Source organism: Enterobacter cloacae complex sp. ECL352, assembly GCF_020149545.1.
Lineage (GTDB): Bacteria > Pseudomonadota > Gammaproteobacteria > Enterobacterales > Enterobacteriaceae > Enterobacter > Enterobacter asburiae_B.
Map to the genome: position 1 here is coordinate 2873153 of NZ_CP083709.1, position 13366 is coordinate 2886518.

Below are 13366 nucleotides of genomic sequence, written 5' to 3' on the forward strand. Positions count from 1 at the left end.
CCAGTTACTCCTTTGCCAATTTAATCTGGCGGAGAATGACGCCCAGATTTTCGTTCTGCGCGACGCTAATCTCGCGTCCGGCAGAATGACCTGCGTTTTCGGTAATGAGTGCTTCCAGGCCAACCAGCCAGTCGATGATAAAGAAGGCACTGTAGTTCAGCTGTTGCGGCGTCAGGCGTGCCAGGCGTTCATCACCTTTCCAGACCACGCTGTCGCACGTTGGTGGACGGGTAAAGATCGGCTGTTCGGGCTGGTTGAGACGGGCCGGGCGTTTCGATTCCGGCATATTTTGATAGCCCAGCCAGGTGATGAAATCGCTCATCACGTGAAGCACGCGTGAAACCTGACGCTCGACCATACGTTCGCGACGAACGCCAGCCTGCTCGGTATTTTTCATTGCATTGACCAGCGCGTCCTCGACACGTGAACGCAATAACCCCGTGATCAATTCGTCTACCAGCGCTTCGGCAATCGGGCGCGGAAGACTGATGTAGTTGAGCATGGCGGCGGTTTCAGGCAGGCCGCGCAGATGGTTAATCCAGAGCTGAACGCTCTGGTGCGCGAAAGCGATCTCATGGCTGTGCGTCGTCACCGCAGTTGCGCTGCTTTCGAAAGCATCTTCCACACCGATATCAAAGAATCCTGCATCTTCTTCTTCTGCTTCAGGCGCAGACAGGGTCGTTTGCTGCATGTAAAGTGCATGGAGATCGCGGCGTGCCGGAACCAACCGCGCCAGCAGTTCGCCGTGCATGCCGCTGCGTTTTTTCAGGGTGGCAAGGATCTCTTGCGCAATTCGGGATTTTCTGGACAGCTCTTCTTCGCCGTCCGGCTGGTACCAGTTCCCCAGTCCCCCTTCGACCAGTTCGTGGCGGATCTCGTCGAGCTGTTCTGCGATCCGCTCCAGTTTCAGTTCAGGGCGGGCGACGCGGGCCAGATAATCGGCCATTCGGCGCATACCACCGTCGTTGAGGGTGAGCATCGCATCCCAGGCTTCAGCAGGGTTCGCGATGTAGCGAGCGACAGCTTCATCTTCAAGGAAGGTTTTCCGCATCAGTGCGAGCTGCCCGCCATTGTCGTCGTTGAAAGCCGCTTCACTACCGGCGTTCATGCGGATAAAGGGCGTTTGCTGGCGCGGTTTGCGTACCAGGAACGTGTTATTGAACGCTTGACCCTGGCTCCATTCCTGCATCCATTTGTACTGGCCAAAACGCTCGGTCATCGCCATTTTGATCATCCCGCCAAGCCCCCAGGACTGGCGAAGAAGTGCTTCGTCATGGGAAAGGTTTTGGCTAATGCGCAGATCAAACATGGTTAATGCCCAGACTAGGCCAGGTAAGCGACGACCACGCGCGTCGGCATCGGCGCCCTGGGTGTAACGGATCCACTCGTCCAGAACACCGCCCACTTCTTTGACATCAGACTGTTTTGTTGAGGCCGTACACACCACCAGGACATTCATCTCCTGGTTTTCGGTGTAACGTTCAAAAAGATAGGCCACTTTTCCGCGCAAAATTAACTGCGCTAGCGGGTTGCTCTCTGCATTTTTAACCTCGCGAGTGACATCACTCATGGACTCCACCGCCAGACGGCCGCGATAACCCGGGAAATCAAGCAAGTCGACGGCTTCGAAGATTGTTTCGCGAGGCGGAGCCATTAGCGGGATATGCAATTCAACGGTAAGCGCAGTGAGCTCTGCCAGCGATAGCGAAATAGACGCACCCGTTTGCCCATTTACCACAGGACAGACTTCAATAGTCTGATCCGACGGGGTATTCAGCCGCTCCAGCATATCGACGTTCATGATGCTATCCCGCTGGATAAGCAGGCCGTTTTCGTTACGAACCAGCGTGCTCAGCGGGGCACGCAGCTCCTGCACTCCACCGAGACGCTGTAGCGTGTTGGCAAAACGGATATAGGCATTGGTTAGTTCTGGTACTTCGCCCCATAAAACGGAGAAAAGCTGGCCGCGATCTTCAACAGAAAGCCATGGTGCGAGGCTTACTGCCTGTGGCCAGTAGGTCAGGGCAAAACGGCTTTGCGTTTTCTCAGCATGGCGGATGAGGTAATCCCAAAAAGAAACTACGTCATCTTCGGTCACGCCAGGGCTGCGGGAGGTCAGGCGTCGTTTCGACAGGGACGTTAACAGATCGCTGATGCGTTTTTCATCGAACTGCCAGTCAAATTTTTCCTGGTTGAAGTCATGGATGAATGCGTTGGCGAGGATCTTCCCCATTTCCACTTCGTTGAAGAGCTGTAACGTGACAGGCCAGCGGTCGTCTGAGCTCTGAGCACTGCGGCTAAACCGGGTAACAAGACCCGTCGCCTCTTTGCCGCCGCCAGGCGGGTTGATGTGGGTCAAAAAATCGAGCTGATTGCCGCCGAGGCGTGTTTCCAGCTTTCCGTTTTCACCCGCAGCCAGCGCGGAAATGAGATACGATTTGCCTGCCTGCGACAAGCCAAAGAAGCCGATTGTCATCGGTTTCGCTGCGGCCTGCGCCAATCTGCGTGCTTTGTTACGGCTGCGGCGCAAGTTCATGGTCAGGCGATCGGCTTCAGTGTTCAGGCGCGGCGCGTCCTGACGAACGCTTGCGATCCAGTCAATGGCCCGGCCTGCACCTTGTTCGACGCCATTCCAGCCCTGGATAATGGTGTTGGGATGAATAGTGCTCATTAGCTTTTAATACTCCCGCTATCCAGCCAGTAATGGGTTTCACTCAGCCCATTACCGACCATTGTGTTCAACTGGAATGCAACATCTCTACGACCATAACCGCGCTGTGCGTTTTTCATTTCCATCGAGCCAATCTGGAAGCGCTCCGGACTGACCGGTTCTTCGCTACTACGTCCACGTCCCTGTTCTGCGGTTAAACCGATGCTTATTACAGCATCACCCGACAGCTCGCTTGCCAGGTTCGCACTGGTAATTTTTAGGGTGTAAAGTGCGGTCGATGGCCAGCGTTCGTTATCAAGCTGGCGGAAACCGATACGCACTTCCCCCCGTGCTTCAAAGCCTTTCCCTTCCGGTAACTGGAAATCAGCGGAGTCCAAATCAACGTCGCGATAGGCGACATTGCTGTCTTTAATCACATTGTTTCCATCAAGCATCCCGACATAGCGGATGGTTGAATAAGGCTTAAAGTTCGCAGTGCGGAAGAAGAAGTTGTTGAGCCTGGATTTCTCCGCTAACAGGCACAGCATCGCCCCCACAACGGCTGTCGATTTCGGATCGTCAATGCATCCTTTCTTGTTAAACGGATACCAGCCACCGGTTTCATAACCGTGGAGTGGCAGCACGCGAGAAGGGGGAACAGGTTGAAGCTGGCGAATGAGCGCTTGAATTCCCGGCAGGCGGGATGGACGACCGGTTAAAAGTAATACATCGCAGTTGTAGTGCCAAAGCACTTCGCACAACGCGCGCAGGCTGTGGCAAATGTTCATTCGCCCGCTGCGAGGGTCGATAAATTCATTGTGCAGACGCGCAAGATCCAACTCCAGCGGTACATCCAGAATGGAGAACGGTACTTCGCTCGCAAGCTGTCCGGAACGGGCAACGTCGTTGACGTAATCCTGTACTTTCTCGGTTGGAAGATTATCGGCAAGTAGCTCACGGAAAGTGTAATTCAGTATCTCCCGACCATTTTCCGGGGAGTACTCTTCATAGCGATGCAAAATAGATAACGCCAGAGGCGCGAAGATCTGCAATGTAAGCTGCTGACGTAATACCTGTTTTCCGGCTTCGATCGATTCACTACCGAACAGTTGTGACATCATTGATTCGGCTGCAAGATCGCTGTGGCCGACTTTGGTCATGGCCGCTTTTACTGCTGGCTGGAGGAAAAGCCGTATAACATCCAGCAGTATGTCGTCGCCTGCTACCTTAAACCCTTCACGGAAAAGCTGTTTCGGGGTAATCCGGACGTTAATGCCCTGGCCTTCATCCAGCGTGTAGCGAGAAATGACGAGATCGGTCGTTCCTCCGCCAATGTCAATCGACGCGATTTTTAATGAGCGTGTATCGCTGGTGTCCTTTTGAGTATCGGGACGGCGAGTAGCTGCAAAAAATTCGTCCGTGCGACCGCCAAAGTAGTTCTGCGTTTCGTTATAGAGATATACCAACTGCCCACAGGTGGCTTCGTCCCACTTCACGTGTACGCCTGGATGGGCGTATTTCAAGCACTGCGGGTCATCGCCTTCATAATCCATCTCTTCCCAGCCGAGCGCTTTCCAGACCATGCGGATAGCGTCATGCATGCTCTCCTCAAAGATAGCGCGCTCAGGCTTTGGCATCGCCGGAGGGACAGTCATAATGACATTTCGTAAACGACGCGGTGTGCTGGCGTGGTTCATCTTCAGCCGCTGTGAAGGGCTGTTGATTTGCATGAGAGCCTGGCTTAATACCTCTGACAACATCATCGTCATCAGCGAGCTACGACTGTATACCGGCGTGAAGACGGGCATACGGTCTTCTTCATTTTTCAGGCGAATGAGCAATTTCCCCTGATCGTTGATCATATACAGCAGCGGTGCTGCAGTGGCTAACGGCTCTCTGTCACTTTTCACGAAGGCCTGGCTAAAGCGCCATCCCGGTGAATAGGGTTGATCGTCCCAGAGGTAGCGTTTAGGGCTGGAGATCCCTGTTGAGCCCTCGGTACCCAGGCGTTGAGCCGCCATTCTGAAGGCTTCTCCGCCGACGCGTCCAATGGTTGGCCATGTGAAGGCATCGCTGCGCCCGCTTTTTAGCGAGAAATCCTGCTTGCCGAATTCGGCCTGGGCAAACTCGAGACGGCTGTCAAAAGGCTCGTTATAAACAAATTGCGGTTGGCTCAAATCTCGGAGCTGAAGCTGATAAAGTTGAGAAAGCCCTTTATTGTCGTCACGATGTTCTTCGATCAGGATGCCGCAGCTACGTGAGTTACCAATGTCCAGCACGAGATCTACAGGTATCGCTGAGTCCCGGATTTTTACGTCGTTGACCTGTACTTCAGGAACGACAATCGTCGTCGCCAGGACATGCAGCAGGTTAAGATAATGCGCCTGATGTTCCTTCTGCAGTAGTTGTTCATCAATGTCATCAATATGTTGGCGTAATACTTCGCGAGCCTGAGTACTGAAAATTTCCCGTAGCCATTCATTCACCCATGGCAGTGAGAGAAACTCCCCCATCTCGTGAGGATGGCGTGCCAGAGCAAATCCCGCCCCTGAACGGATATCATCCTCGCCCGGTGCGAGATACTGCGTATTCTCGCGATCCGGGAAAATTTTGGTATCAAAAATCAGAGTAGCGCGCCAGGTATTGCCCTTTTCATCCGGCTCAGGCAGCTCATGGAACTGGACGCGTGACCAGTTATACGGCCCGTGAGCAAAGGCTCGTGGCGGGTTGAAGCGGAAAAATGGCAGCGGTAACCAGAGGCCGCGATAGAGGCGTAGCGACTCTTCGGTCGTCAATGTGTAGTCGGAGTCTGCGTAGCGAGGAGGTTCGCTGTCAGGCTGAGGGATCTGCAGCTTATCTTCCCTCTCATTATAGATAAGCCGCATAATAGCCTCGTCGCCCTGTTGACGAAGAAATTCCCCATATTCTTTACGCGTTGGCAGGGTAAAGGCGAAATCAAGGAACTGGATCCCGCTGTCGCGAATAAGTTTGACCTGTTTTTTAAAATCAGTGAGTTCAGCGAGCATTTACTGACTTGCCTCCTGCTTCATCGAAATAGGGAAAAGTGTTTTGGCGTCGTAACGGCCTTTGCAATCCGCAATGTTTTGCGCGCCGGGAGCACACAGAATTTCTGGCATTTGGTAGCGTGAGCCATCGGAGCACTGTGCTTCTCCCTGATTGTTAATGGCGAGATGACCTGACTGAATGGCCGCGTTGACCGCGCCACGACAGGTCACACCGTCGCCACGGATCATCTGTACTTCGCCCTTACCGTCATTGATTTGGTAACTCAGACTAAGGGGCTTTCCTGTGCGTTGATCCTGAATACCAGCCCCTGCGTGCCAGTTCCCGTTCAGAAAACGGGTGTTTCCTTGGGCCAGTGAAGATGCGGGCAGGGTCAACGGGACTTTAGCGCCAGTTGAGGTATTGGCCGATGGCGCTTCGAGAGCAGGTGCTGTTCCGCCGGGATGAGGGCTATTCGTGGCTGACGCAGGATCCACAGCAGATGCCGTTGCTGCTGCGCTTTGTGACGGCGTTTGTAATGCTGATTGCTCTTGTGACGTTGTGAGTGAAGTGCCCGTGGTGCTTAAAATCTCACTGCCCGTTGTCGAATGCAGGTTCGCCTTAGACGTTGTTGTGCTGATGATGGCCCTTGACGACGGCGCAAGAGATTCGGCTGTTGGAAGGTGGGGCGCGGGCAAAGCGGGTACGGAAGATGAAATACCAGGGATCGTTATGCCTGGCATGCAACCCCGTAAGAACAGTAACGCTAAAAGGAGTAACAGAAGTAGCGGCAGTAGCCAACGCAACCATGCGGGTAAGAGCAACCACCAGCGTCTTTTGGCGTGCCTTTGATGCGTGAAAGTGCGTTCTGGTATCACCGGTTCAATACTGGCTGATTGCGGAGGCAAGGCTGTAGATATGGGACGCAAACAGTCTAACGGCTCGATGCGGGCCTGGTTAGTGGCGTTCACAAATCCCCAAAAACTGATGACCGGCTTTCCACCTACCAGCCACACGTGCTGCTGATCGGGGAATTGCATCGCTTTTTCAAGTAATTTCCCAAAGAGCCGGCGTTCCGGCTGCTGGCTTTGGGCAAATTCATTACTTATCTGGCGAAACGCTGCATGGGTGGTTTCGAGTTGCGCGAGCGCGGCCTGGCGCTCAGCTTCCGTTGCGGCCGTCCATGGAATAACGTCACCGGCCAGCGGGGCATACCAGTCGATTCGATCGCCATGCTCGCTGATTTGCGGGATGGCTAAAGTGTCAGCAACCGCCGTTTGTTTTCTAAGTCGTAGGGTTTCACGCAGCTGTAATGCGGAAATATATACTGCCTGTCCATTCTCACCCATCGACTGATATTTATCGAGCTTGTCACTGCATAGAAAAATTTCTTTCACGCTGCATGCCTTTGCTGGTAAACGAACAAGTGAAAGCAAGTTCCACTGTGGAAAAGGACGCCGCAAATACGCCGGGTAATCTGCGTCAATTGTTTATGGCAACAAAATATTGAGTATTATCGGCAAATGGCCGAAAACGTTTAGACCTAAACTAAACTTATTATTGGGACGTGCGCATATCCGATTGCCGCAAAAAAAGTTTCGCTGTGAAACTATATTTCTGGCAATGTATTCATTTTCTCTAATGTGTTAATCACAACCCTGCGGTATATATTCCTTCACGGCGTTGTTCATCATCTTATTAAACTCCTGCGTATTATTGACAGCAAATACCTTTCCACCTGTATTGCTGGCAATACAGTTTCCGGCGCCGGTATTCATGATATCGACAACATTGACCTGTAATCGGGGCTTACGTTTTTTTAGCTCAAGCGCGACATCGCAAGGCGAGCCTCCGCATGTCTCTTCCCCGTCCGTCACCAGTAGAATTATGGCATCACGGTCAACGCCATTAACTCGTTTCCCCGCCTCTTCTAACGCCTCTGCCAGAGCGGTTTTACCCACCGGCTGGATTTTATCAATTAACTTTTTTAGCTCAGCGCGTTGTTCCGGCAGGAAAGCCGGAGTTGCGTTCACCTGGTGGCAATTAGCTGCGGCAATAAGGCTAATGTCCATGTCATTTGGCACGTCATCGATAATGTGTTTAGCGGATTGATGCGCGAGCGTAATGCGACGAGGTTCACGATCGATACCGGGTACAGGTTTATCCTGCATCCACCGCATTATCTCTTCTGGTGTGGCATCCATGCTCATGGCCATAGAGCCAGAAGCATCAAAAATAATAACCATTTCAGGTGCCTGCTGTTTTGTCCGCTGTGCCGGGCAGAGCATTTTGACCTGATGCTCAGGGGCTGGCTGGACGGGAGAAACGGCAGGAGTGGCTACTTTGACAGTCGGCCAGCAGCCGCGCAGGAGAACAAGAGCCAGAAGCAGAGCCAGTGCTAAAAGCCCCAGCCATAACCACCCACGCTTTTTAGCCAGCGGTTCTGCCGGCAACTTAGTTTCAGGCATGATGTCCCAGCCTGTAATCACAGGCTGACCGTCAACGATCCATATTCTTTCTGGTGAGGGCTGTCTGGCTATTTTTGCCAGTAACTGCAGTGTTTCGGGAGAAGTCTGCGCGCTAGTCGAGAGTGTTTGATGAAGTTGAGTGAGTGCCGCCAGCTTTTGTGAGAGGAGTATGGCGATTTTGTCTCGCTCAACGACGTTTAAAGCGTTAAAGCGTTGGGGTTTGCCATTTATTTCGCTATACCATTCAACCGCACCATCTTCAGCTTGCTGAGGGCGGGCAAAAAGATTGAGATAAGTTTTAGAAAGGTGTCGGTCAATAAGATTATTTAAGGCAGAAAACGTTGAAATATATTCTTGTAAGCAATGTTCGCTTTCAACAGTCCTTGTGATTCTAATCATTGCCTTTAATGAGCCAAGTATGCAAAAGAAAATAGCTTAGAGCTAAATATAAAGAATGACAATCTCTAATGCTAATCTTGTTCTTAAAATTAAAAAACTACCAGTTTTAAGAGGTAAGATGCCTTGAGTAAAAGTAAACGTCGGACGGGGGAAAAGGTTCAGGAAAAATTATCATTTAAGTTTTACTTTAATACCACTTCACCTAATGACCAGGTTTAATCATTGCCAACACGCGCGTGGCAGGCAAATCATCTGCGCTTGACCCACGACAAAGCAGCCCTCCACGCTCTCCACCATAATCGCGCCTGTTTCCCCTCTCACTGGTGCTACCCATGGCGTATCAACTGAACCTGAACTGGCCGGAATTTCTTGAGAAATACTGGCAAAAACAACCCGTAGTGCTGAAAAATGCCTTCCCGAATTTTGTCGACCCGATCACCCCGGACGAGCTGGCAGGGCTGGCGATGGAGCCGGAAGTCGATAGCCGTCTGGTGAGCCATTTCAACGGCAAATGGCAGGCCAGCAATGGTCCGTTTGAGCACTTTGACGATCTGGGTGAAACCGGCTGGTCGCTGCTGGCGCAGGCGGTGAACCACTGGCATATGCCCGCAGCTGAGCTGGTGCGTCCGTTTTGCGTCCTGCCGGACTGGCGTCTGGATGACCTGATGATCTCCTTCTCCGTGCCGGGTGGCGGCGTGGGTCCGCATATCGATCAATACGACGTGTTTATTATTCAGGGGATGGGCAGTCGCCGCTGGCGCGTGGGCGATAAGCTGCCGATGCGTCAGTTCTGCCCGCATCCGGCGCTGCTGCATGTCGATCCGTTTGAGCCGATCATCGACGAAGATCTGGCCCCGGGCGATATCCTCTACATCCCGCCTGGATTCCCGCACGACGGCTTTACCCATGAGACGGCGCTCAACTACTCCGTCGGTTTCCGCGGGCCGAACGGTCGCGATCTGATCAGCAGCTTCGCCGATTATGCGCTGGAAAACGATCTGGGCGGCGAGCACTACAGCGATCCGGATCTGACCTGTCGCGAACACCCCGGCCGCGTGGAGCAGTACGAGCTCGATCGCATTCGCCAGATGATGTTCGACATGATTAGCAAGCCGGATGATTTCACAAAATGGTTCGGCAGCTTTGTCTCCACGCCGCGCCACGAGCTGGATATCGCCGCCGCTGAGCCGCCGTACGCGCCGGAAGAGGTGCTGGACGCGCTGCAGGGCGGCGAAACGCTGTCTCGCCTGAGCGGCCTCCGCGTGCTGAACGTCAACGGCAGCTTCTTTATCAACAGCGAACAGCTGGAGACGGTAGACGCGAAAGCGGCGGATGCGCTGTGCCGCTACACCGAACTCGGCCAGGCCGAGCTGGGCGATGCGCTGAATAACCCGGCGTTTGTTGAAGAGCTCACCGGGCTGATTAACCAGGGATACTGGTACTTCGACGAGTAACCTGCCTGTTGCCCGGTGGCGCTGCGCTTACCGGGCCTACAGGATCGGTTTTCTCCCTCTCCCTTTGGGAGAGGGGCGGGGTGAGGGCATCAGGCCGCACTACTCCTCCATTGCAATCACAATCGCTTCACCCATCTTCTTCAGCGCCTCGCGATTCTTCTCCGTCGGCGGCAGCGCCACGTTGATCCGCAGACAGTTGCGGTACTTCCCGGAGGCGGAAAACAGCGATCCGGCCGCGGCCTGGATCTTCAGCCGACACAGCTGCTTGCTGACGCACACCATGTCGACCTTTTCCGGCAGCTCAATCCACAGCAGGAAGCTGCCCTGCGGGCGCGTGACGCAAATCTCTGCCGGAAAATACTGCCGCACCCAGCAGGTGTAGGTTTCCATATTCTGCTGATAAATCTGGCGCATACGACGCACGTGGCGATGGTAATGGCCGTCGCGAATAAACGCCGCCACCGCCATCTGCGTGCCCGGCACGTTAAACCCGCCCGCGGCGTATTTCATGTGCATCACCCGGTCGTAATAGCGCCCCGGCACAATCCAGCCGACGCGCAGGCCCGGCGCCACGGTTTTGGTAAACGAGCTGCAGAGGATCACGCGGCCGTCGATATCCATCGAATGAATGGTGCGCGGGCGCGGGTACTCCGCCGCCAGCTCGCCGTAAATATCGTCCTCGACAATCACGATATCGTGCCGCTGGGCCAGGGCTAAGACCTGCTTTTTCCGCGCTTCCGGCATGATAAACCCGAGCGGGTTATTGCAGTTGGGCACCAGAATCACGGCCTTGATCGGCCACTGCTCCAGCGCCAGCTCTAACGCCTCTATGCTGATCCCGGTCTCGGGATCGGTAGGAATTTCAATCGCCTTGATGTCAAACCCGCGCAGCATCTGCATGGTGCCGTGAAACGACGGCGACTCCACCGCCACGATATCCCCCGGCTTGCACACCGAGAGCAGGGCAATCGACAGCGCGCCGTGGCAGCCGTTGGTGATGACAATCTCGTTCGCCGCTACGGTGGAGCCGCCGTCCAGCATCAGGCGGGCGATCTGCTCGCGCAGCTCCAGGCGGCCGTCGAGCACGTCATAGCTCAGCATCTCGGCAGGATTATGCTGCGCGATGCGGCTCATCTCGCGCCACAGGGGCTTCAGGCTCGGCTGGTTAATATCCGGCGAGCCGCCGCCGAAGGAGATCATCTCTTTGTCGGCGCGGGCGTCCAGCAGCATCATCACCTCATCCCACTGGGTGACGTCCACGGGGCGCTGCACCGGGCGCGTCATGGCCGGAACCGGCGGCTGGGCCTTGCGCTGCGAGACAAAATAGCCGGAGCGCGGCTGAGGGGTGATCAGCTGGAGATTTTCGAGGATCTGATAGGCCTGCTGTATGGTGCTGATGCTCACGCCGTGCTCCTGGCTCAGCGTGCGCACCGACGGCAGACGTTCGCCGCTGCGATACAGCCCTTGTTCAATACGTTCTGCCAGAAGGTTGGCCAGATGTTGATAGCGCGTCATGCTGTATCCTTTGTTTTCACCATACAGATTACAAAACCAGTACAGATTGCCGTAAAAATTGGCATGCAGATACTGTTTTAGCGGATCTGTATGTTAAACAAAAGCTGTTTTTGAGTCTGTATTGCACAGGCCGATTTCCAGGATGATAACCCCACTGGTACAGTGAGGAGAGCATCATGGAATTCTATGAGAACCGTTCAAAACGTCCGTTCGTCGTGTTTGTCTGGATCGGCAAAACGATCTGCAACTGGTATCGCATCAACCGTACCCGCCGCATCCTGAGCCAGATGAGCGACGAGCAGCTCAAGGATGTGGGGTTGTCGCGGCATGATGTGTGAGACACGTCATCGCCGGGTGGCGGCTGCGCCTTACCCGGCCTACTCGATCCCGTAGGCCCGGTAAGCGTAGCGCCACCGGGCGATTTTCAGCTCAACAGCGCAAGCGTCTGCCGCTTCGGCCTTTCCAGCAAATCCACCGCCTCCTGATACGACCGCACGTTGTTATAGCCCATCACCAGACCGTAGCGTTTGCCCGACCCGTGATACCACTCCGACAGCGCATTCACCTGCAGCTGCTGTTCCTGCCAGCAACGGGCGATCTCCCGGTCACCGCTTCCTCTGGTCAGGAACGCCACGATATGCATCCCGCCGTCGTTTTGCTCGGTGAAAAACAGATCGCCATACACCTCGCGCAGGGCGGCAATCATCCAGTCGCGGCGGGTCTGATACAGGGCGCGCATCTTTTTCAGGTGACGGAAGAAATGCCCTTCGTTGAGAAACGCGGTGAGGATCTTTTGCGTCAGCACCGGCTGGCCGCTGGTGGTAATGTCCGCGCAGTCGGTAAAGGCCCCGACGGTGCTGGCGGGCATCACCACGTAGCCCATGCGCAGCGACGGCATGATGGTTTTACTGAAGGTGCCCATAAAAATCACCCGATCGTGCCGATCGAGACTTTTCAGCGACGGCAGCACCTTGCGGGTGTAGTGAAACTCCCCGTCGTAATCGTCTTCGATGATCCACGCCTCGTTCTGGCTGGCCCAGTCGAGCAGCTGCTGCTTGCGCGGCAGCGATAGCGTGACCGCCAGCGGGCTCTGGTGCGACGGGGTGACGATGGCAAAACGGGCATCGCGATGGTGACGGAGCAGGTAGTCCGTGTCGATACCTGAATGGTCGACCGGCACCGTGTGCAGGCGCGGCACGATCCGCTTGAGCAGCTGCTGGCCCATAAAGTAGCCCGGATCCTCAAACACCACCTTGTCGCTGCGGCTGGCGAGGGTGTCGAGGATCAGCCGCAGGCTGCCGCTGTAGCCGCTGGTGATCAGCACCTGTTCGGCGCTGCAGGACAGCCCGCGTGAAATATTAAGATAGCTGGCGATGGCCTGGCGCAGCGGATACCAGCCCAGAACGGGCGGATTGAGCATCTCCTCCTGACGCATGGCGCGCGTTGCCTGGCCCGCCAGCAGCAGCCATTTTTTATACGGAAAGCTGTCGAGGGCGGGAATGCCGGGGCGCAGAAACCCGGCCCGCTCGCGCTGGCTGATGAGCGAGGCCGGAAGCGTGCCGGTGGGCTGTTCCGCAGGGGCACTCTTATCCGGCAACAGCAGATCCGGGTTGACCCGCGTGCCGCGCGCCCCCTGGCTCACCAGATACCCTTCCCCCGTCAGAATGGCATACGCCGTTTCGACGGTTTTACGCGCCACCTTCAGCTCTTCCGCCAGCACGCGGATGGCAGGCACCTTATCGCCCGGCTTCAGCACGCCGCGCGTGATGTTGTCGCGATAGCGGGAATAAATCTCGTGATAGCCTGGCTTCATGTCCTACCTCATTTCACGCGTTTTGTATCTTTTTACTATGTCATGAACGGCGTAGATTTGCCGC

The 13366-nt window shown here is 55.0% G+C and carries 8 protein-coding genes; 2 read left to right on the forward strand and 6 right to left on the reverse strand.

From position 1 onward, the window contains the following. Positions 1-4 precede the first annotated feature (4 nt). From LBF07_RS13990 to LBF07_RS14005, 4 genes are all read right to left on the reverse strand, one after another. Positions 5-2671 (reverse strand): putative virulence factor, encoded by a 2667-nt coding sequence (locus LBF07_RS13990; protein ID WP_033144534.1) that lies wholly within the window; start codon positions 2669-2671, stop codon positions 5-7. After that, positions 2671-5676, reverse strand: a complete 3006-nt coding sequence (locus LBF07_RS13995; protein WP_033144535.1) for a virulence factor SrfB — start codon at positions 5674-5676, stop codon at positions 2671-2673. Before LBF07_RS13995 ends, LBF07_RS13990 begins: the two co-directional genes overlap by 1 nt. Beyond that, positions 5677-7050, reverse strand: coding sequence for an SrfA family protein (locus LBF07_RS14000; protein WP_224435043.1), 1374 nt, complete (start codon positions 7048-7050; stop codon positions 5677-5679). A gap of 249 nt (positions 7051-7299) precedes the next feature. Then, the gene (locus LBF07_RS14005) at positions 7300-8520 is read right to left on the reverse strand and encodes a VWA domain-containing protein (RefSeq protein ID WP_033144537.1); all 1221 of its coding nucleotides are present in this window, start codon (positions 8518-8520) and stop codon (positions 7300-7302) included. Positions 8521-8852: 332 nt separating this feature from the next. On the opposite strand from LBF07_RS14005, the gene LBF07_RS14010 reads away from it, so the two are divergent. Continuing rightward, on the forward strand, positions 8853-9974 hold the full coding sequence (locus LBF07_RS14010; RefSeq protein ID WP_094935520.1) for a cupin domain-containing protein: 1122 nt from the start codon (positions 8853-8855) through the stop codon (positions 9972-9974). 99 nt (positions 9975-10073) lie between these two features. Here the strand turns inward: LBF07_RS14010 and LBF07_RS14015 are convergent, their stop codons facing one another. After that, entirely contained in the window at positions 10074-11489 is a 1416-nt protein-coding gene (locus tag LBF07_RS14015) for a PLP-dependent aminotransferase family protein (protein WP_033144539.1), read from the reverse strand. Between the two features lie 176 nt (positions 11490-11665). Between LBF07_RS14015 and LBF07_RS14020 the strand changes: the two genes are divergently transcribed. Continuing rightward, positions 11666-11827 (forward strand): DUF1127 domain-containing protein, encoded by a 162-nt coding sequence (locus tag LBF07_RS14020; RefSeq protein WP_032642726.1) that lies wholly within the window; start codon positions 11666-11668, stop codon positions 11825-11827. A gap of 86 nt (positions 11828-11913) precedes the next feature. On the opposite strand, the gene LBF07_RS14025 is transcribed toward LBF07_RS14020, so the two are convergent. Further along, positions 11914-13302: a PLP-dependent aminotransferase family protein gene (locus tag LBF07_RS14025; protein WP_094935519.1), complete on the reverse strand. Its 1389-nt coding sequence runs from the start codon at positions 13300-13302 to the stop codon at positions 11914-11916. Positions 13303-13366: the final 64 nt, after the last annotated feature.

Coding starts and splice junctions, on each gene's coding strand:
- LBF07_RS13995 (WP_033144535.1), bottom strand. CDS start 5,676: ATGCTCGCTGAACTCACTGATTTTAAAAAACAGGTCAAACTTATTCGC.
- LBF07_RS14025 (WP_094935519.1), bottom strand. CDS start 13,302: ATGAAGCCAGGCTATCACGAGATTTATTCCCGCTATCGCGACAACATC.
- LBF07_RS14015 (WP_033144539.1), bottom strand. CDS start 11,489: ATGACGCGCTATCAACATCTGGCCAACCTTCTGGCAGAACGTATTGAA.
- LBF07_RS14010 (WP_094935520.1), top strand. CDS start 8,853: ATGGCGTATCAACTGAACCTGAACTGGCCGGAATTTCTTGAGAAATAC.
- LBF07_RS13990 (WP_033144534.1), bottom strand. CDS start 2,671: ATGAGCACTATTCATCCCAACACCATTATCCAGGGCTGGAATGGCGTC.
- LBF07_RS14005 (WP_033144537.1), bottom strand. CDS start 8,520: ATGATTAGAATCACAAGGACTGTTGAAAGCGAACATTGCTTACAAGAA.
- LBF07_RS14020 (WP_032642726.1), top strand. CDS start 11,666: ATGGAATTCTATGAGAACCGTTCAAAACGTCCGTTCGTCGTGTTTGTC.